This is a genomic window from Variovorax sp. NFACC27, assembly GCF_048301545.1.
Classification (GTDB): Bacteria; Pseudomonadota; Gammaproteobacteria; order Burkholderiales; family Burkholderiaceae_C; genus Variovorax; species Variovorax gossypii.
The window spans coordinates 5,777,179-5,797,938 of the sequence record NZ_CP157613.1; the positions used below are offsets into that span (position 1 = coordinate 5,777,179).

General features: G+C 66.5%; 19 protein-coding genes. 9 read left to right on the forward strand and 10 right to left on the reverse strand.

The annotated features are described in order from the left end of the window. Window positions 1-48 precede the first annotated feature (48 nt). The 3 genes from earP (at window position 49) to ABL840_RS27180 (ending at window position 2,862) form a co-directional block, all read left to right on the forward strand. Window positions 49-1,128: an elongation factor P maturation arginine rhamnosyltransferase EarP gene (earP, locus tag ABL840_RS27170; RefSeq protein WP_093303641.1), complete on the forward strand. Its 1,080-nt coding sequence runs from the start codon at window positions 49-51 to the stop codon at window positions 1,126-1,128. A 175-nt stretch (window positions 1,129-1,303) separates the two neighbouring features. Next, window positions 1,304-1,858: an elongation factor P gene (efp, locus tag ABL840_RS27175; RefSeq protein ID WP_093203421.1), complete on the forward strand. Its 555-nt coding sequence runs from the start codon at window positions 1,304-1,306 to the stop codon at window positions 1,856-1,858. A 140-nt stretch (window positions 1,859-1,998) separates the two neighbouring features. Then, on the forward strand, window positions 1,999-2,862 hold the full coding sequence (locus ABL840_RS27180) for a TIGR00730 family Rossman fold protein (protein ID WP_093203601.1): 864 nt from the start codon (window positions 1,999-2,001) through the stop codon (window positions 2,860-2,862). Window positions 2,863-2,893: 31 nt separating this feature from the next. Here the strand turns inward: ABL840_RS27180 and ABL840_RS27185 are convergent, their stop codons facing one another. The 8 genes from ABL840_RS27185 to pncB form a co-directional block, all read right to left on the reverse strand. Further along, window positions 2,894-3,559 carry a TetR/AcrR family transcriptional regulator gene (locus ABL840_RS27185; protein WP_093303638.1) on the reverse strand — a complete coding sequence of 222 codons (666 nt, stop codon included), beginning with the start codon at window positions 3,557-3,559 and terminating at the stop codon, window positions 2,894-2,896. 8 nt (window positions 3,560-3,567) lie between these two features. Then, window positions 3,568-4,026 (reverse strand): hypothetical protein, encoded by a 459-nt coding sequence (locus ABL840_RS27190; protein ID WP_093303636.1) that lies wholly within the window; start codon window positions 4,024-4,026, stop codon window positions 3,568-3,570. An 86-nt stretch (window positions 4,027-4,112) separates the two neighbouring features. Beyond that, window positions 4,113-5,651 (reverse strand): MFS transporter, encoded by a 1,539-nt coding sequence (locus ABL840_RS27195; protein WP_093303633.1) that lies wholly within the window; start codon window positions 5,649-5,651, stop codon window positions 4,113-4,115. Window positions 5,652-5,758: 107 nt separating this feature from the next. Further along, window positions 5,759-6,922 carry an MFS transporter gene (locus tag ABL840_RS27200; RefSeq protein ID WP_093203428.1) on the reverse strand — a complete coding sequence of 388 codons (1,164 nt, stop codon included), beginning with the start codon at window positions 6,920-6,922 and terminating at the stop codon, window positions 5,759-5,761. After that, window positions 6,919-8,313 carry a DNA recombination protein RmuC gene (locus tag ABL840_RS27205; RefSeq protein WP_093303631.1) on the reverse strand — a complete coding sequence of 465 codons (1,395 nt, stop codon included), beginning with the start codon at window positions 8,311-8,313 and terminating at the stop codon, window positions 6,919-6,921. Before ABL840_RS27205 ends, ABL840_RS27200 begins: the two co-directional genes overlap by 4 nt. A gap of 22 nt (window positions 8,314-8,335) precedes the next feature. Then, entirely contained in the window at window positions 8,336-9,322 is a 987-nt protein-coding gene (locus tag ABL840_RS27210) for a 2-hydroxyacid dehydrogenase (protein ID WP_093303629.1), read from the reverse strand. Window positions 9,323-9,332: 10 nt separating this feature from the next. Next, the gene (locus ABL840_RS27215; protein WP_093303626.1) at window positions 9,333-10,748 is read right to left on the reverse strand and encodes a sodium:proton antiporter; all 1,416 of its coding nucleotides are present in this window, start codon (window positions 10,746-10,748) and stop codon (window positions 9,333-9,335) included. Between the two features lie 38 nt (window positions 10,749-10,786). Then, the gene (pncB, locus tag ABL840_RS27220) at window positions 10,787-12,007 is read right to left on the reverse strand and encodes a nicotinate phosphoribosyltransferase (RefSeq protein ID WP_093203434.1); all 1,221 of its coding nucleotides are present in this window, start codon (window positions 12,005-12,007) and stop codon (window positions 10,787-10,789) included. Between the two features lie 178 nt (window positions 12,008-12,185). Here pncB and ABL840_RS27225 point away from each other — a divergent pair, with 178 nt between their 5' ends. Both ABL840_RS27225 and ABL840_RS27230 read left to right on the forward strand, forming a co-directional pair. After that, on the forward strand, window positions 12,186-12,419 hold the full coding sequence (locus ABL840_RS27225; RefSeq protein ID WP_093303623.1) for a CsbD family protein: 234 nt from the start codon (window positions 12,186-12,188) through the stop codon (window positions 12,417-12,419). Window positions 12,420-12,486: 67 nt separating this feature from the next. After that, window positions 12,487-12,894 carry a hypothetical protein gene (locus ABL840_RS27230; RefSeq protein WP_093203438.1) on the forward strand — a complete coding sequence of 136 codons (408 nt, stop codon included), beginning with the start codon at window positions 12,487-12,489 and terminating at the stop codon, window positions 12,892-12,894. An 82-nt stretch (window positions 12,895-12,976) separates the two neighbouring features. Here the strand turns inward: ABL840_RS27230 and ABL840_RS27235 are convergent, their stop codons facing one another. After that, window positions 12,977-13,423 carry an acyl-CoA thioesterase gene (locus tag ABL840_RS27235; RefSeq protein ID WP_093303620.1) on the reverse strand — a complete coding sequence of 149 codons (447 nt, stop codon included), beginning with the start codon at window positions 13,421-13,423 and terminating at the stop codon, window positions 12,977-12,979. Window positions 13,424-13,644: 221 nt separating this feature from the next. Here ABL840_RS27235 and ABL840_RS27240 point away from each other — a divergent pair, with 221 nt between their 5' ends. Beyond that, on the forward strand, window positions 13,645-14,196 hold the full coding sequence (locus ABL840_RS27240; protein ID WP_093203441.1) for a phasin family protein: 552 nt from the start codon (window positions 13,645-13,647) through the stop codon (window positions 14,194-14,196). A 127-nt stretch (window positions 14,197-14,323) separates the two neighbouring features. Beyond that, entirely contained in the window at window positions 14,324-15,082 is a 759-nt protein-coding gene (locus ABL840_RS27245) for a 3-hydroxyacyl-CoA dehydrogenase (RefSeq protein WP_093303617.1), read from the forward strand. Here the strand turns inward: ABL840_RS27245 and ABL840_RS27250 are convergent. Further along, the gene (locus tag ABL840_RS27250) at window positions 15,030-15,980 is read right to left on the reverse strand and encodes a YihY/virulence factor BrkB family protein (RefSeq protein WP_093303615.1); all 951 of its coding nucleotides are present in this window, start codon (window positions 15,978-15,980) and stop codon (window positions 15,030-15,032) included. The two genes, ABL840_RS27245 and ABL840_RS27250, sit on opposite strands and share 53 nt — an antisense overlap. Before the next feature lie 82 nt (window positions 15,981-16,062). Between ABL840_RS27250 and dnaG the strand changes: the two genes are divergently transcribed. Both dnaG and rpoD read left to right on the forward strand, forming a co-directional pair. Next, window positions 16,063-18,093, forward strand: a complete 2,031-nt coding sequence (dnaG, locus tag ABL840_RS27255; protein ID WP_093304151.1) for a DNA primase — start codon at window positions 16,063-16,065, stop codon at window positions 18,091-18,093. 297 nt (window positions 18,094-18,390) lie between these two features. After that, on the forward strand, window positions 18,391-20,724 hold the full coding sequence (gene rpoD, locus ABL840_RS27260) for an RNA polymerase sigma factor RpoD (RefSeq protein ID WP_093303613.1): 2,334 nt from the start codon (window positions 18,391-18,393) through the stop codon (window positions 20,722-20,724). Window positions 20,725-20,760 lie beyond the last annotated feature (36 nt).

Genomic DNA, 20,760 nt, shown 5'->3' on the forward strand with positions numbered 1-20,760 from the left:
CGGACAGCATAGCAAGCACCACCCGCGAACGCGGGCACACTCGCGACCATGCAATCCATGCGATGGGACATCTTCTGCAAGGTCATCGACAACCACGGCGACCTCGGCGTGTGCTGGCGGCTGGCCTCCCAGCTGGCCGGGCTCGGCGAACGGGTGCGACTATGGGTCGACGACACCTCGGCCCTGGGCTGGATGGCGCCCTCGGGCCATGACGGCGTGGAAGTGATCGACTGGCTCGACCCCACAGCACTGCGGGCGGCCGTGGCGCAGCCGGCGCCCGACGTGCTGATCGAGGGCTTCGGCTGCGAGCCGGCACCGGAGCTGATCGCCCGTTTCGCCGAGCGGCCGGGCATTGCCTGGATCAACCTCGAATACCTGTCCGCGGAGCCGTACGTCGAGCGGCTGCACGGGTTGCCCTCGCCGGTGTTCAAGGGCCCCGGCGCCGGCTTGACCAAGCGCTTCTTCTATCCCGGCTTCACGACCGCCACCGGCGGACTGCTGCGCGAGCCCGGCTTGATGGAGCGCAGGGCAGGCTTCGATCGCGCATCCTGGCTGGCGGCGCGGCAGATCCCCTGGCAGGAAAACGAGCGCCTCGTCTCCCTTTTCTGCTACGAGCCCCCGGCGCTTGCCGGCCTGCTGGCTCGCCTCGCCGAAAGCGACCAGCCCACGCGACTGCTGGTGACGGCGGGGCGCGCCGCACAAGCGGTTCAGGCTCTTTTCGCCGACGCCCCCTTGCCCCACGGCCGCGGCGCGCTATCAATTTCATACCTGCCCTATCTCGCGCAGCCCGATTTCGACCACTTGCTGTGGGCCTGCGACCTGAACTTCGTGCGCGGCGAGGATTCGCTGGTGCGTGCCCTCTGGGCCGGGACGCCGCTGGTCTGGCAGATCTACCCCCAGGACGACGACGCCCACCACGTCAAGCTGAACGCCTGGCTCGACTGGCTCGGTGCGCCGCCCTCGCTGAGGCTTTTTCACCACGCGTGGAACGGCTTCGGCAACGGCGCCCTGCCCGAGCCGGAAATGCAGGGCCTGTGGCTGGAAACAGCCCGGGACGCCCGCGCGCGGCTGCTCGCGCAGGAAGACCTGGTCACCCAACTGCGGAAATTCATCGCCCAAAAAAGCTAAAATAGCGGGCTTTGCGGATTCCGGCCCGGATCTCACCGATCCGGGGTGCCCTTCCGCTAAACCTGCCGCGGGACATGTACCGCGGGGCCAGACATCCCGGCGAACGTCGAAACACACATCGAGACGGCAGCCGAAGGCCCCGCGCACCGAGCGGCCAACATCCAGAGACCCTGATATGAAAATCGCTCAAGAAATCCGCGCCGGCAACGTCATCATGCACGGCAAGGACCCGATGGTCGTCCTCAAGACCGAATACAGCCGCGGCGGCCGCAACTCCGCCACCGTGCGCATGAAGATGAAGAGCCTGATCGCCAACTTCAACACCGAAGTGGTCTTCAAGGCCGACGACAAGATCGACCAGATCGTGCTCGACAAGAAGGAGTGCACCTACTCCTACTTCGCAGACCCCATGTACGTCTGCATGGACACCGAATACAACCAGTACGAAGTCGAAGCCGAGAACATGGGCGACGCCCTGAACTACCTCGAAGACGGCATGGCCGTCGAAGTGGTGTTCTACGAAGGTAAGGCCATCTCGGTCGAACTGCCCACCAGCGTCGAGCGCGAAATCACCTGGACCGAGCCGGCCGTCAAGGGCGACACCTCGGGCAAGGTCATGAAGCCCGCCAAGATCGCCACCGGCTTCGAAATCGGCGTGCCGCTGTTCGTGTCGCAAGGCGACAAGATCGAAATCGACACGCGCACCGGCGAATACCGCAAGCGCGTCTGAGTCCCGGTTCCACCGGCTGACCACCACCCCGAAAAAAGGCTCCGCAAGGAGCCTTTTTCGTTTCCGGGACATCTGCCGCGCGTTGGGCACGATGGTTGCGACGCTGCACAATCACCTTGGTCAACCTGTCCGCTTTCTCCATGAACAACACGCACAACCTTCACGACAAGCGCCTGGCCGATGCCTGGGCCACGCTCCAGACCCATGCGGACCAAGGCCTTCCGCTCGATCCCGATCCTTCGCGCCTCGCCTTCGCCGACCCCGAGTTCCTGCTGCGCCGCGAGACGCGCGGCATCCGCATGCAGCTCGAGCTGATGAAGCCCGACATCGAGCAGCGAGCCCACGGCATCGAGAACACCGTGGTGGTGTTCGGCAGCGCGCGCTTCCGCAGCGAGGAAGACGCCGCAGCCATGATCGCGCAGGCCGAGCTCGGCGGCGACACCACGGCGTCCGAGCGCTGGCGCCGGCTGGCGCGCAACTCGCACTACTACGAGAAGGCGCGCGCCTTCGGCAAGCTGGTGGCCGAGTACAGCAACGGCAAGGAGCCGCAGGACAAGCTCTTCATCTGCACCGGCGGCGGCCCCGGCATCATGCAGGCGGCCAATCGCGGCGCGCACGAGGGCGGCGGCCTGTCGGTCGGCCTGGCGATCGCGCTGCCGATGGAAGAAGAAGCCAACCCCTACGTTACGCCGGCGCTGAGCTTCAAGTTCCACTACTTCGCCATCCGCAAGATGCATTTCATGATGCGTGCGAAGGCGCTGGTGGCGTTCCCGGGCGGCTTCGGCACGCTCGACGAGCTCTTCGAGGTGATCACGCTGGTGCAGACGAAGAAGTCGAAGCCGGTGCCGATCGTGCTGTTCGGCTCGGACTACTGGAAGCGGCTGATCGACTTCGACTTCCTGGTCGACGAAGGCGTGATCTCGCCGGGCGACGTGAAGCTCTTCGAGTACGTCGACGCGCCGGAAGACGCGTGGAACGCGATCAAGCGCTTCTACAAGCTCTGATCCGCTCCTGAGCCGCTCCTGATCCGCCCGGTCAGTCGGCGCTGTCGTCCTCGGCGGGATGCAGCGCCTGCTCCAGGAACTTCGTGAGCGCCCGCGCGCGGCGCTTGCGCTCCGCCGCGCCGGTCTGGCCCATCGCCACCGAGTCGTCGGCCACGCCGTGCAGCGCATTGAAGAGGATCACGGCCGTGAGGGTCGGATCCTCCACGTCCCAGAAGCCGGCGCCGTCGCCCTGCTTCAGCAGCGTGACCAGCTGCGTGATGACCGCGTTGTCGTTGCGCATGCGGCGGTCTTCTGGCCTGTATTCGTGGAACACCACGTCGTGCAGCGCGACGTTGTCGAGGTAGGTCTCCAGGCCCGTTTCCACCCAGGCCTTCAGGCGCGCGTGGTAGTTGTCTGGCCGATGGCGATCCATGGCCTCCTGCAGCCGCGCGCAGAAGCTGTCGACGAAGCGCTGCTGCAGCGCGCCGAGCAGCGCCTCCTTCGACGGAAAGTACAGATAGAAGGTGCCCTTGGCCACCTGCGCACCGGCCGCGATCTCGTCGATGCTGGTGGTGGCGATGCCCTTCTCGATGAAGAGGCGCTCGGCGGCATCCATCAGCGCGCCGGCGCGTGTCTCGGGGGCCTTGGTGCGACGGCGCGGCGCAGCCTCGCCTTCGGGGGACGTGGGAGTCGTGGCAGTGCCGTCGCTCTTCGCCATCTGCAGCCTCAGGAAGCAGCCGTCACGGCCGCGCGGGCCGAGCGGATCGCCGCGCGCACGGCGGCAAGGTCGAAACGCAGGCCACGCGGCTCCATCACGCGCTCGCCGAGCCACACGAGTGCATCGTCGGCATCGGCGAAGGTGCTGGCGGGCACGCCGAAGAGTTTCTCGACATTCATCTTGCGCATTTTCTCGTACTGGTCGGCGGGCACCACGCTCGCCATGCCCATCATATGGCTGCGGATGTCGGCCCCGCGCTCCTGCAGCCACTGCTTGGCGCTCTGGGCGCTGCCCTCGGGATGGACCAGCGCGTCGGCGTCCGCGAACACCCGCAGGGACGCGAAGGGTTCGCCGCGGTCGAGCCAGCGGTTCCAGTCGTCGGTGAAGGCGCGCATGCCGTCGAGTGTCTGAAGCCCCGCTGAAACGCTGATGACGAGAGGCCATTGACTGAGTTCGTGATGGATCATGGAAAGCTCCTTGGAAAAAACCGAACGAAGGCGCGCGCGGAAGCGCACCACCGGCACACGGGCGGCGGGCATGGCGGAACGGAGCCTCAGGTCGTGCGGACGGGCAAGGCGGCGGCGCGAGGCCGCACGCTGACAAGCAGCCCTGCGGCCAGCAGGCCGACGAGGCCGGCGCAGGCCATGGCGGCATGGAAGCCGCCGGCCAGCGCTGCGGCCAGGAGATCGCGAGCGGTGGTTGCATCGAGCGAGGCCAGCGCACCCAGGTCGTGCCGTCCGACCGCGGCAACCGCCGCCTGCCGGGCGTCGTGAAGCCCGGCCTGCGCCAGCGCGTCGGCCAGCAGCGAGGTGGCGCGCGTGCTCATCAGCGTGCCGAGCAGCGCGATGCCGATCAGCATGCCGGCCTGGCGCAGCGCGTTCATCGTGGCCGAGGCCATGCCGGAGCGCTGCGCCGGCACCAGCGCCATCACGGCAGTGCTCGTCGCCGGCACGGCCAGGCCGGTGCCCGCGCCGAGGAACACGAACAGCAACGCCAGGAAGACGTAGGGCGTGCCGGCGGAGAACAGCGTCAGCAGCAGCATCGCGCCGCCGATGAGGCCGTAGCCGGCGATCATCAGCGCGTGCACGTCGAAGCGTCTCGCCAGGCGGCCGAACTGCGAGGCCACGATGCCGGTCGCGACGAACTGCGGCACCAGCCGCCAGCCGGTGTCGCTGGGCGACCAGCCCTGCACCTGCTGCAGGAACAGCGAGAAGAAGAACAGGCTGGCATACGCCGAGAACCCGAGCACGAACGAAGCGAAGTTGGCGGCCGAGAAGCGCGCGTCGCGGAACAGCCCCAGGGGCAGCAGCGGCCGCGCCACGCGCGCCTCCACCATCAGGAACAGCACCAGGCCGACGGCCGCCGCAACCAGCGCGCTCGCCGCATGCAACGAGCCCCATCCATGCTCGCCGGCGGCGATCAACCCGTAGGTCAGCGCCCCCAGCCACAGCACGCTGAGCACCTGCCCGACCGGGTCGAGCGCCGCATGCTCGGGGTGCGACGTCTCCCGGATGCCCCAGAGGCCCAGCCCCACCGTCAGCACGCCGATCGGGATGTTGATGAGGAAGATGCTCTGCCAGCCCGCGTGGTCCACCAGCAGCCCGCCGAGCAGCGGCCCGAGGATCAGCGACAGCGCCGTGAAGGACGACCACCCGCCGATGACCCGCGCCCGCTCGGCCGGGTCCGGAAACGCATGCGCCAGCAGCGACAGCGCACCCGGGATCATCAGCGCGCCGGCCACTCCCTGCACCGCCCTGCCCGCCAGCAGCGTCGGCAGGCTGCCGGCCATCGCGCACATCGCCGAGCCGAGGGTAAACACGGCCACGCCGGCCAGCCATGCGCGCTTGCGGCCGTAGCGATCGCCCAGCGGCCCGGCCGACAGCATGAAGGCCGAGAGGCACAGCGCATAGATGTCGATCACCCACTGCAGGCCGGCGAGGTCGGTGGACAACGCGCGCTGCAGCGTGGGCAGCGCGACGTTGACGATGCTCACGTCGAGCGTGGCGATGAAGCTGCCGAGATACACCGCGGCAACCAGCGCCAGGCGGCGGCGCGGGTCGGCCGCTGCCTGGGCCTGAACAAGGGAGTCCATGGACGCCTTCAAGGTCGTTGAGGAAGGCGCCGATACTGACTTTGAGTCAGTAAATTGTCAATCAAATGAGAATTACTCTTATTTGAAACGTGGATTTCACGCTCCGGTCAAACCTTCAGCCCCCAGGTCGCCCTCGCCCCGAGAGCCACGACGCCCCCCACTACCCAGAACACGCCGGCGATGCCGATCAGCGCGCCGAGCGAGCCGAACAGCATCGGCATCGCCACGCTCGACGCGTTGATGGTCATCAGCCGCAGGCCCAGCGCCTCGCCGTGCCGCGTATGCGGCGTGATCTGGTGCAGCATGCTCATCACCATCGGCTGCACCGCGCCCAGCGCGAAGCCGAGCACCACCGAGCAGATGCCCATGGTCCAGGCCGAGTCCAGCAGCGGATAGACCGCGAACACCAGCGCCGTGACCGCCGTCGAGATCAGGATCACGTTGCGCTCCGAAGCGCGCGAGGCGATCACCGGCAGGATCACGCGGATCACCGCCGCCGCGATGGCGAAGGCGCCGAGGATCGAGCCGATCACCGAAGCGCTGATGCCCCGGTCGTGCCCGAGGATGGGCAGCACGAAGGCGTGCACGTCCCAGCTCGACGACTGCAGCCAGTTCACGAAGAGCAGCCGGCGGAACATCGGCTCGCGCAGCAGTTCCCAGGCGCGCGTCGGCTTGGCGCCCGCCACGGGCGGAGCGGGCGGCGACTCGTGCGCGCCGCGCGCGAGCATCCAGCAAAGAATGGGCAGCGCCGCCATCACGCCGAAGGAAATACGGAACGCGAGCATGTCGGCGGGCGTGCGGCCCGCGTGGTCGATCAGCATCCCCGCCAGGAACGGCCCGACGAAGTTGGCCACGGCCGGCGCGATGGCGAGCCAGCTGAACACGCGCTTGAGCTGCGTCGCGTTGGTGGCCGAGCGGCCCACGTGCCGCTGCAGCGCGATCACCGTCGCGCCGGTTGCGCCGCCGGTCAGCAGCGCCGCGAGGCACATCACCGGGAACACCGGGAAGATCACCACCAGCCCGGCGCCGACGACCGCAGCGATCACCGAAAGCCAGAGCGGCCGCTTGAAGCCATACCGGTCGGCAAAGCGCCCGGCCGGCAAAGCGAGGAAAACCTGGGTCAGCGCGAACAATGAGATCAGCACGCCCACCGCGGCCGCGCTGTACCCCTGTTGAAGTGCCAGCAGCGGCGTGGCGAGCCGCATGCCGGCCATGGTCGCGTGCAGGCACACCTGGGCGCCGATGACACGCAGCAGTTCGGAACCTTTCACGGGGAGTTTTCGCCCTCTTCTTTCTCGTTGTTGTCGGCTTCGGTGCCGGAGGTGGTGGGCGGCAGCAGCGCCTGGACCTGCGCCTCGGGCAGTGCCTCGACCTTGCGCAGCGCCAGGCGCATCTGTCGGGCGCGCGTGTCGGCCTTGTCGATGGTGTCGGAAGCCTTGGCCACCTGTTCCTTGATGCGGGCGACCCATTCGCCGTAGCGCTCGAATTCGGTCTTCACCGCGCCCAGCACCTTCCAGACCTCGGAGGCCTGGCGCTCCAGCGCCAGCGTGCGGAAGCCCATGTGCAGGCTGTTGAGCATCGCGAGCAAGGTGGTCGGGCCGGCCAGCGTCACGCGGTGCTGGCGCTGCAGCGCGTCCATCAGGCCGGGCCGGCGCAGCACTTCCGCATAGAGGCTTTCCACCGGCAGGAACAGGATCGCGAAATCGGTCGTGTGCGGCGCCGCGAGGTAGTTGTCGGCGATCGACTTGGCCTCGGTGCGGATGCGCGCTTCGAGCGCCTTGGCGGCCAGATCGGCGCCCGCGGCGTCGGCGCGTTCGTGCGCGTCGATGAGTCGCTCGTAGTCGTCGCGCGGAAACTTGGCGTCGATGGGCAGCCACACCGGCGCGCCGTCGTCGCCGCGGCCCGGGAAGCGGATGGCGAAATCCACGCGCTGCCCGCTGCGCGGCTTGGTCTCGATCTGCCGGGCGTACTGCTCGGGCGTGAGCACCTGCTCGAGCAGCGCCTCGAGCTGCACTTCGCCGAACATGCCGCGCGTCTTCACGTTGGTCAGCACGCGCTGCAGGCTGCCGACGCCCACGGCCAGCGTCTGCATCTCGCCCAGGCCCTTGTGCACCTGCTCCAGCCGGTCGGCCACCTGCCGGAAGCTCTCGCCCAGGCGGGCCTCGAGGGTGCTCTGCAGCTTCTCGTCGACGGTCTTGCGCATCTCGTCGAGCTTGGCGGCATTGGTCTGCTGCAGCTGCGCGAGCTGTGCCTCCATGGTGGCGCGCACTTCCGACAGGCGTCGCGCGTTCGCTTCGCTGAGGCCCTGCAGCTGGTTGTTGAGCGTGTCGGCCAGCGTCTTCTGCAGCGATGCGAGCTGCAGCGCGAAGGCGTCGAGCTGGGCGTTCTGCGTGCGCGTGGCTTCGGCGCCCTGCTGCACCAGCGCCTGCTGGAAAGTGGCGAAGGCCTGCGAGGTCTCCTGCCGGGCGCCGCGCGAGCTTTCAGCGATCTCGCGACGCAGTTCGCGCTCGGTGCGCTCGTTGGCCGCGCCCAGCGTGGCCAGCATGCGCGACACCTCGCTGAGGTCGGGCGGAGGCTGCCGGCGGGCCAGCAGCCAGATCACCAGCACGAGCTGGATGGCCGCGAGCACGGCCAGTCCGACGAGGATCAGCGAGGCGTCCAAGGTTGCGGTGCTGCCTCTCTGCTTACTTGCTGGCCGCCGGAACCGGTGTCACGGGCGTCAGCGGGCCCTTGCCGCCGAAGTACGCGATGAGGTTGTCGGCCGCGAGGTCGGCCATGGCGCGGCGCGTGGGCACGGTGGCGCTGGCGATGTGCGGCGTCAGCACCACGTTGGGCACGGTCAGCAGGTCGGGATGTACCTTGGGCTCGCCCTCGAACACGTCCAGGCCGGCGGCGGCGATGCGCTTCTCGCGCAGAGCCACGGCCAGCGCCGCGTCGTCGACGATGCCGCCGCGCGCGATGTTGATGAGCGTGGCGGTCGGCTTCATCAGCGCGATCTCGGCCGCGCCGATGGTGTGGTGCGAGGCCGGCGAGTAAGGCACCACCAGCACCACGTGGTCGGCCGTCTTCAGCAGCTCTTCCTTGCCCACGTAGCTGGCCTTGCATTCGGCCTCGAGCGCGGCGTCGAGCCTGGAGCGGTTGTGATAGACCACCTTCATGCCGAAGCCGTGCGCGCCGCGCCTGGCGATGCCCTGCCCGATGCGGCCCATGCCGATGATGCCGAGCGTGGAACCGTGGATGTCGGAGCCCGCGAACATGTCGAAGCTCCACTTCTGCCACTTGCCCGCGCGCAGGAAGTGTTCGCTCTCGGCGATGCGGCGGGCCGTGGCCATCAGCAGCGCGAAGCCGAAATCGGCCGTGGTCTCGGTCAGCACGTCGGGCGCGTTGGTGCCCAGCACGCCGCGCGCGGCCATCGCGTCGACGTCGAAATTGTTGTAGCCCACGGCCATGTTGGCGCAGATCTTCAGGTCGGGGCAGGCGTCGAGCACCGCGGCGTCGATGCGCTCGCTGCCGGTGGTGAAGGCGCCCTGCTTGCCCTGCAGCTTCGCGATCAGCTGCTCCTTGCTCCAGCTCTCGTCCGACTGGTTCGACTCGACCTCGAACTGCTGCGACAGGCGCTCGATGGTCTCGGGAAAGATCGCGCGCGCGACCAGGATCTTGGGCTTGCTCATGATTTGTCTCTCAGCGGAAGAAGAGGAAGGTGGAAAGGACGAACAGCGGAACCAGGATGACGACGGACCACGCCATGTAGCCGAAGAAGCTCGGCATGCGCACGCCGCGGCTTTCGGCGATGGCCTTGACCATGAGGTTGGGCGCGTTGCCGATGTAGGTGTTGGCGCCCATGAACACGGCGCCGGCCGAGATGGCGGCCAGCGTGCTCGCGTAGGTGGTCATCAGCGCCGCCGGGTCGCCGCCCGCGGTATTGAAGAACACCAGGTAGGTCGGCGCGTTGTCCAGGAAGGAGCTCAGCACGCCGGTGGCCCAGAAGTACATCGCCGGGTCGGGCTGGCCATCGGCGCGCGTCACGGCCGAGACGATGGCGCCGAACGGCCCCTGCGTGCCCGCCTTGAGCATCGCGATCACCGGGATGATGGTCAGGAAGATGCCCGCGAACAGCTTGGCCACCTCGGCCATCGGGCCCCATTCGAACTGGTTGTCGGCATGCACCTTGGGCGAAGTGAGCTTGTACGAGACCACAGCGATCACCGCCAGCCCCACGTCACGCACCAGCCCCGGCAGGCCGACCTCGGTACCGAACACATCGAAGACCACGGGCGACTTCCAGAAGCCGCTGAGCAGCACCAGCGCGACCACCCCGCCCAGCAGCCAGAAGTTGGCGGCGCCGTCGAAGCCGATGCCCGGCGTGTCGGGCGTGGGGTCGAAGGGCAGCACGCCTTCCTTGCGGTAGTAGTGGCGGTCGACCGCGTAGAAGAGCGCGAGCAGCACGGCCAGGATGAAGAGCGTTTCGAACAGGATGTTCTGCGCGGTCCAGAAGAAGCCCACGCCCTTCAGGAAGCCGAGGAACAGCGGCGGATCGCCCAGCGGCGTGAGCGCGCCGCCCGCGTTCGACACGATGAAGATGAAGAACACGATCACGTGCACCTTGTGCACGCGGTTGTCGTTGGCGCGGATCAGCGGCCGGATCAGCAGCATCGACGCACCAGTGGTGCCCATGAAGCTCGCGAGCACCGCGCCGATGGCGAGGATCGCCGTGTTCAGCCCCGGCGCGCCGCGCAGGTTGCCGCGGATGTGGATGCCGCCCGCCACCGTGAAGAGCGCGGTCAGCAGGATGATGAACGGGATGTATTCGGCCACCAGCGCGTGCACGAACTGCACGCCGGCGAACCGCACGCCGAAGGCCGCCGCGAAGGGCACCAGGAAGGCCAGCGCCCAGGCGGCTGAGACCTTGCCGTAGTGGTGGTGCCAGAACGCCGGCGCCAGCAGCGGCAGCAGCGCGATCGACAGCAGGATGCCCGCGAACGGCACGCCCCACAGCGGAGAGAGGCTGGCGCCGTCGAACTCGGCGGCCGAAGCCAGGGCGGGGAACAGGAACAGCAACGGCAGCGCGGCCGCCTTCGGTCGGGTCTTTTTTTGCATGGGGAGGCCGTACCGTACCAGACAGGTCAGTACAGCCTTCACGCCGGGGGTTGTTCGATCTCGAAGACCTGGCGCAGGTAGGCCAGGTATTTCTCGTCCTCGCACATGTTCTTGGACGGCGTGTCCGACAGCTTGGCCACCGGCTGGCCGTTGCACTCGATCATCTTGATGACGATCTGCAGCGGCTCGTAGCCCAGGTCGTTGGTGAGATTGGTGCCGATGCCGAAGGCCAGCTGGCAGCGGCCGCGGAACTGCTGGTAGAGCTCGATGGTGCGCGGCACCGTGAGGCCGTCGCTGAAGATCAGCGTCTTGGTGCGCGGATCGACCCGGTTGGCGATGTAGTGCGCCAGCATGCGCTCGCCCCAGACGAAGGGGTCTCCGCTGTCGTGGCGGGCGCCGTCGAAGAGCTTGCAGAAGTACAGGTCGAAGTCGCGCAGGAAGGCGCTCATGCCGTACACGTCGGACAGCGCGATGCCCAGGTCGCCGCGGTACTCGCGAGCCCAGCTCTCGAAACCGAAGATCTGGCTGTCGCGCAGCCGCGGGCCGAGCGCCTGGCAGGCCTGCAGGTACTCGTGCGCCATGGTGCCCAGCGGGATCATGCCGAGCTTCATGGCGTACAGCACGTTGCTGGTGCCCGCCAGCTGCGGCAGCCGGGCGCCGGGCGGCGCCTGCACCGGCGGCGAGGTGACGGCGCCGAGGCGGGCGGCCGCGGTGCGCAGCACTTCCTCGTGCCAGTCCTTGGAGAAGCGGCGGCGCGTGCCGTAGTCGGCGATCTTCAGGTCGCCGAGGCCGGCTTCCTGCAGCTGGGCGATCTTGGTCTCGAGCCGGCGGCGGCCTTCCTGGAAGTTGGGGTTCTTCTGCGTGTTGCGGAAATAGACCTCGTTGACGATGGCCAGCACCGGGATCTCGAACAGGATGGTGTGCAGCCACGGCCCCTTGATGCGGATCTCGAGCTCGCCCGAGGGCTGGGGAATGATGTTGATGTACTTCTCGTTGAGCCGGAAGAGCCCCAGGAAGTCGACGAAGTCGCTCTTGATGAAGCGCATGGAGCGCAGGTAGGCCAGTTCGGCGTCGCGGAACTGCAGCGAACACAGGCCCCGCACCTCTTCGCGGATCTGCCCGGCGAACTGGGCGAGGTCGACACCCGGGTTGCGGCACTTGAAGCGGTACTCGACCCTGGCGCCCGGGAAGTGATGCAGGACCACCTGCATCATCGTGAACTTGTAGAGGTCGGTGTCGAGCAGGCTGTGAATGATCATGGTGCTGGGCGCGTTGTCTCAATCTTTCGGCGGCCGTTCGATTATCACGGCGCGCGTCGGCCTCTGCCTACGGGGGCCGGACAGCACGTCCTACCGGCAGGGCGAATACCCCGGGCGACAGTGATTTCACGGCGGCGGACGAAGCCCCGCCGAGTCAACAGCCTCAAAGGAGATTCGCATGAACAAGGACACCATCGAAGGCAACTGGAAGCAGCTCAAGGGCAAGGTCAAGGAGCAGTGGGGGAAGCTGACCGACGACGACTTCGACGTCATCGCCGGCAAGCGCGACCAGCTGCTCGGCCGCATCCAGGAGCGCCACGGCATCAGCCGCGACGAAGCCGAGAAGCAGGTCAAGGACTGGGAATCGCGCGACGGCCGCTCGCCGGACGCGCTCTGGTTCGAGCGCTACTGAGCGCCGCCGGACTTCTCCCCTGCCGAATCCGATCCGATCCATCCAATCCCCCGAAGGAGAACATCCCATGAAAAAGCACCTTCTCATGCTGGCCCTCGCCTCCACCTGTTTCATCGCGACGCAGGCCAGTGCCATGACCAAGGACGAATACAAGGTCGCCAAGGAAAAGATCGAGGCCGACTACAAGGTCGCCAAGACCCAGTGCGGCACCATGAAGGACAACGCCAAGGACGTCTGCATGAAGGAAGCCAAGGGCAAGGAAGATGTCGCCAAGGCCGAACTCGAGCAGCAATACCAGCCCAGCGACAGCCACGCCCGCAAGGTGGCCGAGGAAAAGGTGAAGGCCACCTATGAAGTCGCGAAGGAAAAGTGCGACGACCAGAAGGGTGAAGCCAAGACCGCTTGCGAGAAGCAGGCCAAGGCTGACGAAGCCCAGGGCAAGGCCGAGATCAAGGCCATGAAGAAGACCATGTAACGGTCTTCCGGGCATTCGCAGCATCGACGGCGCCCTCGGGCGCCGTCTTTCGTTGGAGCCCGGAAACGGGCGGGCGGCCCGATCAGGCCTTAAGCGAATCGACCACCTGCTGCAGCGCCTCGGGCAGCTGCACCGGGCGCTGCGTGGCGCGGTCCACGTAGACGTGGATGAAGTGGCCCTGGGCCGCGGCGGTATCGGAGCCCTCGGCGAAGAGCGCGATTTCGTACCTGACGCTCGACCGCCCCGCCTGGGCGACCCGCACGCCCGCCTCCACCGTCTGCGGGAACGCGATCGGCGCGAAGTAGTTGCACTGCGTCTCCACCACGAAGCCGATGGTCTGGCCCTGGTGGATGTCGAGCGCGCCGCGCTCGATCAGCAGCGCATTCACCGCCGTGTCGAACCAGCTGTAGTAGACGACGTTGTTGACGTGGCCGTACATGTCGTTGTCGGCCCAGCGCGTCGGAATGCTGCGGAATGCGCGATAGCCGCTGCGCGCATGGGGGGTGGGTTTGGTGGTCGGGGCGCTCATCGCGCGGCATTTTGCCAGCGGCTCCCGAGGTGGAAAGCCACCTTGGAGACCGGCCCGGCAGCCGAATTTAGATGACGGCTTCTAAATTGCTGCGGAGCAACAAAAACCCCTTGATCGCAAAACCCAGCTGCCTATACTTGAGCCCATGCTGCACCGCAACATTGACGGCGAGACAGCGCAACGTGAACCGACCACCCACCATCCCTTCTTGGAGATCTCAAATGGCCCTGACCGCTGACCAAATCCTCGCCGCTCAAAAAGCAAACCTCGAAACCCTCTTCGGCCTGACCACCAAGGCTTTCGAAGGCGTCGAGAAGCTCGTCGAACTGAACGTGACCGCCTCGAAGGCCGCCCTGGCCGAAGCCCAGAACACCGCCCAGGCCGCCCTGAGCGTGAAGGACGCGCAAGAACTGCTGACGCTGCAAGCCAGCCTGTTCCAGCCCCTGGCCGAGAAGACCGCCGCCTACAGCCGTCACCTGTACGACATCGCCCAAGGCACCGGCGCCGAATTCACCAAGGCCTTCGAAGCCAAGGCGACCGAAGCCCAGCAAGCCTTCGTCGGCCTGGTCGACAGCGCTTCCAAGAACGCTCCCGCCGGTTCGGAAACCGCCGTTGCCGTCCTGAAGAGCGCCGTGGCTGCCGCCAACAACGCTTTCGAATCGGTCCAGAAGGCCGTCAAGCAAGCGTCGGACGTCGCCGAAGCCAACTTCAACGCCGTGTCGACCCAAGCCGTCGCCGCTGCGAAGACCGCTACCGCTTCGCGCAAGCGCTAAGCAACCGACCACCACCAGTTGTCTCCTTGGGTCCTCACGGATCCAATTCAGGGCCTCATCCTCGGATGAGGCCTTTTTTTTGCCTTCGCGCGTCTTCGATAATGCGGCGTTCATTCAGGAGACTTCAATGCAGATCGATGGCAAGGTTTTTATCGTGACCGGCGGCGCTTCGGGCCTCGGCGAAGGCACGGCGCGCATGCTGGCGGCCAACGGCGGCAAGGTGGTGATCGCCGACATGCAGGCTGAAAAGGGCGAAGCCGTTGCCAAGGAAATCGGCGGCGTGTTCGTCAAGTGCGACGTGAGCCAGGAAGCCGACGGCCAGGCCGTCGTGGCGGCGGCGCTCAAGCTCGGCAAGCTGGTCGGCCTCGTCAACTGCGCCGGCATCGCGCCCGCCGAGAAAACCGTGGGCAAGAACGGCCCTCACGCGCTGGCCACCTTCAGCAAGACCGTCACGGTCAACCTGATCGGCAGTTTCAACATGATCCGCCTGGCGTCCGACGCCATGGGCAAGAACGAACCCGAATCCACCGGCGAGCGCGGCGTGCTGATTTCCACCGCCTCCGTAGCCGCCTACGACGGCCAGATCGGGCAGGCTGCCTACAGCGCCTCGAAGGGCGGCGTGGTCGGCATGACCCTGCCTATCGCCCGCGACCTCGCGCGCAGCGGCATCCGCAACATGACCATCGCCCCCGGCATCTTCGGCACGCCCATGCTCTTCGGCATGCCGCAGGAAGTGCAGGACGCGCTGGCCGCCAGCGTGCCCTTCCCTTCGCGCCTTGGCACGCCCGAGGACTACGCCAAGCTCGCCAAGCACATCATCGAGAACGACATGCTCAACGGCGAGGTGATCCGCCTGGACGGAGCGATTCGACTGGCTCCCCGCTGACCCTTTCGGATTCCGGCAGCTTCGTGCTGCCGGTGCGGTCAAGGCGCTCGTACTGCGCGATCACCTGGGCCCCGAGCAGCACGAGCGTGGCGGCGATCTCCAGGCTCAGCAGCACGACGATGGCCGTGGTGAGCGAGCCGTAGACCACGTTCACCTGCGACAGCGTCGAGAAATACCAGATCAGCACGCGCCGCGTGGCCTCCCACAGCAGCGCGGCCGTCACGCCGCCCAGCAACGCATGGCGCAGCGACATGCGCCCAGCCGGCATCACGAGGTACAGCGAGGTCAGCATGAAGATCTCGCCGCCCAGCCCCAGCAGGTAAAGCAGCAGCCCCGAAATGCCCGAAAGCGACCAGCTGCGCCCCAGCAGGTCGACGCTTTCCTGTCCCACCAGTTGCAGCGCCCCCGACACCAGCGTGACCAGCAGCAGCCCCACGCACAGGCACAGGATGTAGACGTAGGGCATGGCCACCGACACCAGGAAGTGCCGCTTGTGGTCGGCCTTGCGGTGGTGAAAGATCACCGCCATCGCGCTTTCGAGCACGCTGAAGGCCAGCGAGCTGAAGAAGATCATCGTCACCAGCAGCACCGGGCCGAGCACGTCGCGGTGGTCCAGGAAGCTCGACAGTTCCGCCACGATGGCCTTCGACTGCCCCGGCAGCAGCCATTCGAGGTACCGCCCGATGGTGCGCAGCAGCTCGGCCTGCTCGATGACATGAGACAGCGCGATCACGCTCACGATCAGCAGCGGCACGATGGACAGCAACGCGTAGTACGCCACCGCGCCCGCGAGCAGCAGGCCCTGGTTGGCGCGGAATTCCTTGAGGGCGTCCCAGAAGAATCTGAGGGGATGGCGCAGCAGCGGCGCGACGTGTTGCAGCGGTTTGGGCGTCGTCATGCGTGGATTCCGGTCGCTTTCAGTATGCCGCCCGGCGGTGAACCTTCGGCTGCTTGCGTATGATTTGCCGCTCTTCGCCTACATGACCATCCCCGCTTCATTCATCCAGGAACTCATCGCGCGCGCCGATGTGGTCGAGATCGTCGGCCGCTATGTGCAGCTCAAGAAGGCCGGCGCCAATTTCATGGGGCTGTGCCCGTTCCACGGCGAGAAATCGCCCTCTTTCTCCGTCAGCCCGACCAAGCAGTTCTATCACTGCTTCGGCTGCGGAGTGCATGGCAACGCCATCGGCTTCCTGATGGAACACGCGGGCATGGGTTTCGTCGAGGCGGTCCACGACCTCGCCGGCCAATACGGCATGCAGGTGCCCGAGGACGACGTCTCCCCCGCCGAGCGCGCCCGCGCCGCCAGCCAGCGTCAGAAGCAGGCCACGCTGACCGACGTGCTCGAGAAGGCCGGCGACGCCTATCGCAAGCACCTGCGGCAGGCCCCCGGCGCCATCGAATACCTGAAGGGCCGCGGCGTCTCGGGCGAGGTGGCCAAGCAGTTCGGCATCGGCTATGCGCCGGCCGGCTGGCGCGCCCTGGCGAGCGTGTTTCCCGACTACGACGACCCGCTTCTCGCCGAGAGCGGCCTGGTGATCGTCAACAACGAGGAAGGCAAGCTCAGCGAGGAAGAAGCCAAGCGCTACGACCGCTTCCGCGACCGCGTGATGTTCCCCATCCGCAACGTGAAGGGCGAATGCATCGGCTTCGGCGGCCGCGTGCTGGGCGACGAGAAGCCCAAGTACCTGAATTCGCCCGAGACGCCGGTGTTCAGCAAGGGCCGCGAGCTCTACGGCCTCTACGAAGCCCGCTCGGCCTTCCGCGACCGGGGCTATGCGCTCGTCACCGAGGGCTACATGGACGTGGTGGCGCTGGCGCAGCTGGGCTTTCCGAACGCCGTGGCCACGCTCGGTACGGCCTGCACGACGGAGCACGTGCAGAAGCTCTTCCGCTTCACCGAATCGGTGGTGTTCAGCTTCGACGGCGACGCCGCCGGCCGCCGCGCCGCCCGCAAGGCACTCGACGGCGCGCTGCCCTATGCCACCGACGTGCGCAGCATCAAGTTCCTGTTCCTCCCGACGGAGCACGACCCCGACAGCTTCATCCGCGAGCACGGCGCCGAGGCCTTCGCCCGCTTCGTCAACGAAGCCACGCCGTTGTCGCGCTTCATGATCGAAGCCGCCCGCGAAGGCTGCGACCTGACCACCGCCGAAGGCCGCGCCCACATGACGAGCAACGTGCGCCCGCTCTGGGGCGCGATGCCCGACGGCGCGCTGAAACGACAGCTGCTGAGCGAGATCGCGACGCTGGTGCAGCTCGACGCATCCGCGCTGTCGGAGCTGTGGGCCTCCACGCCCGGTCCGCGCAAGGCCGGCGGCGCTCCCGCGCAGCAGCGGCGCCACGACGAGCCCCCGAGCTACGGCGACGCAGGCGGAGACGACTACTACCCGGACATGCCTCCGCCGCAGGACTATGAGCCGCCCCGCTATGAAAGCGATAGCAAGCCCAAGTTCCAGCAGCGCAAGTTCACGGGCAAGGGCGGCAAGCGCTGGGGCGGGAAGTTCGAGGAGCCCATCGAGCCGCTGCGAGGCCGTGGCGCACCGCCGAGCCGTCCTGACGTGGCGGTGCGACTGCTGCTGTCGAACATGGCCCAGTGGGAAGCGCTGTCGCACGAACTCCACGTGATGCTGTGCGACCTGCCCGGCCAGCACGGCGCCCTCTTCACCTGGCTCGACAGCCAGCTGCACGAGCACGGCGTCCAGCCCTGGGCGGCTTTGCGCGAAGGCCTGCGCGGGCTCGAGTTCGAGCCCCTGGCCGAACGGCTGATGTCCGTCGCCGAAGCCGGCCCCATTCCCGAGGGCGAGGAAGCGCAGCACCTGGCCGACGCCGCCCGGGAGCTCGCCAGCGTGCTCGATTTCATGCTCGAGGAGCTCTTGAAAAAGCAGGAGAACGAGGCAATTGCAGCTTTCGGGAAAGACCCCGATGCACCCGATCGTTTCAGGGCAATCCAGGCGCGGCGGCTCGAATTGCGAGCCCGATTGCGCGCGTCGGGATCAGAAACTGCTTGAAATTTGCGCAACACGCTATAATGTAGGGCTTCGCAACTGGCGAAATTAGGCAAGAGCGACAGCAGCACCTCCGGGCCGGCCCCTAGCGCAACGCACTCCAACGGTAGATTCCGGCGGAAAGGGCCAATAACCGCAAGGACTGCATACCAAATGTTCGCCCGACATCTTGCCTGTTGAGGAATTAATTCCTCTTTCCCAATTGTTTCCAGTCCATGCCTGTGCATGGGCTCGGTGGCGCTGTCCGCGTGACGGTGCGCCTGTGATTCCGCTTGTCTTTTCTTGCCGTAACGAGGTCGTATGCCCAGTTCAAAGAAGCCTGCTCCTTCACTTGCCAAAAGCGTCGCCACCAAGCCCGCAACAGAAAAACCGTTGAAAGCCAGCGCAAAGCCGGCAACCAAGACGGCTGCCGCCGCATCCAAATCGGCCGCCGCTACGAAAGTGAAAACCGTGCCCACGAAATCGACCTCCCTCGAAGATCCCAAGAAAGCAGCCGCTCCGGCAGCCAAGAAGGTCGGCCGCCCGCCCAAGGCCGCCGGCGCCGCCTCGACCACCACCGGCGCCAAGCGCGGCCGCAAGCCCAAGGCCGACAAGGAAGCCCCCGAGAGCGACGTCGACCTGTCGGACATCGAGGACGATCTGGCGGGTGACGAGCCCGCGGCCGCTGCGACCGAGGAAAAGGTCAAGCCGCTTCGCATGAAGATCAGCAAGGCGAAGGAACGCGCCTTGATGAAGGAGTTCGGCCTCGACGAGACCGTGCTCTCCGAAGAAGACCTGGCCAAGCGCCGCTCGCGCCTGAAGACCCTGATCACGCTGGGCAAGACGCGCGGCTACCTGACGCACGGCGAAATCTCCGACCACCTTCCCGACAAGCTGGTCGACGCCGAGACCATGGAAGTCGTGGTCACCATGCTCAACGACATGGGCGTGGCGGTGTACGAGCAGACGCCCGACGCCGAAACCCTGCTGCTGAACAACACCGCGCCCACCGCCACCACGGTGGAAGAAGCCGAGGAAGAAGCCGAAGCCGCGCTCTCCACGGTGGACAGCGAATTCGGCCGCACCACCGACCCGGTGCGCATGTACATGCGCGAGATGGGCACGGTCGAGCTGCTGACGCGCGAAGGCGAAATCGAGATCGCCAAGCGCATCGAAGGCGGCCTGATGGCCATGATGGAAGCCATTTCGGCCTCCCCCGCCACCATCGCCGAGATCCTGCGCCTGGCCGGCGAGATCCGTGAAGGCAAGGTCGTCATCTCGACCATCGTCGACGGCTTCTCCAACCCCAACGAGGCCGACGACTACGTGGCCGAGGAAGACTTCGACGAATTCGACGAGGAAGACGACGACGACGGCAAGGGCGGCTCCAAGGCCCTGACCAAGAAGCTCGAGGAACTCAAGAACGAGGCCCTCTCGCGCTTCGACCGCATCGCCGAGCTGTTCGAGAAGATCCACAAGATCTACGAGAAGGAAGGCTACGGCACGTCGGCGTACGCCAAGGCCCAGCAGGCCGTGTCCGACGAGCTGATGACCATCCGCTTCACCGCCCGCACCATCGAGAAGCTGTGCGACCTGGTGCGCACGCAGGTGGACGACGTTCGCAAGAAGGAACGCGAGCTGCGCCGCATCATCGTGGACAAGTGCGGCTTCCCGCAGGACGAGTTCATCCGCGACTTCAGCGGCTACGACAAGAACGGCAACCGCATCGCCTCCAACCTGCTGAACCTGAAGTGGGTCGAGAAGCAGGCCGCCGCCGGCAAGCCCTGGAGCATGGTGCTGTCGCGCAACATCCCGCCGGTGCAGGAACTGCAGCAAAAGCTCGCCGACATCCAGTCGCGCGTGGTGGTGCCGCTGTCGGAGCTGAAGGACATCAACAAGCGCATGAACGAGGGCGAATCGTCCTCGCGCGACGCCAAGAAGGAAATGATCGAGGCCAACCTGCGCCTCGTGATCTCCATCGCCAAGAAGTACACGAACCGCGGCCTGCAGTTCCTCGACCTGATCCAGGAAGGCAACATCGGTCTGATGAAGGCGGTCGACAAGTTCGAATACCGTCGCGGCTACAAGTTCTCGACCTACGCGACGTGGTGGATCCGCCAGGCCATCACCCGCTCGATCGCCGACCAGGCGCGCACCATCCGCATCCCGGTGCACATGATCGAGACGATCAACAAGATGAACCGCATCTCGCGCCAGCATCTGCAGGAGTTCGGCTTCGAGCCCGACGCCGGCATCCTGGCCGCGAAGATGGAGATCCCGGAAGACAAGATCCGCAAGATCATGAAGATCGCGAAGGAGCCGATCTCGATGGAAACCCCCATCGGCGACGACGACGATTCGCACCTGGGTGACTTCATCGAGGACAGCAGCAACACGGCTCCCATCGAAGCCGCGATGCAGGCCGGCCTGCGCGACGTGGTCAAGGACATCCTCGACAGCCTCACGCCGCGCGAAGCCAAGGTGCTGCGCATGCGCTTCGGCATCGAGATGAGCACGGACCACACGCTGGAAGAAGTCGGCAAGCAGTTCGACGTGACCCGCGAGCGCATCCGCCAGATCGAGGCGAAGGCCCTGCGCAAGCTCAAGCATCCGTCGCGTTCGGACAAGCTGCGCAGCTTTATTGATACGCTCTGATCCGGTCTCCCGGTATTTCCCCGACGAGGAGGCGCC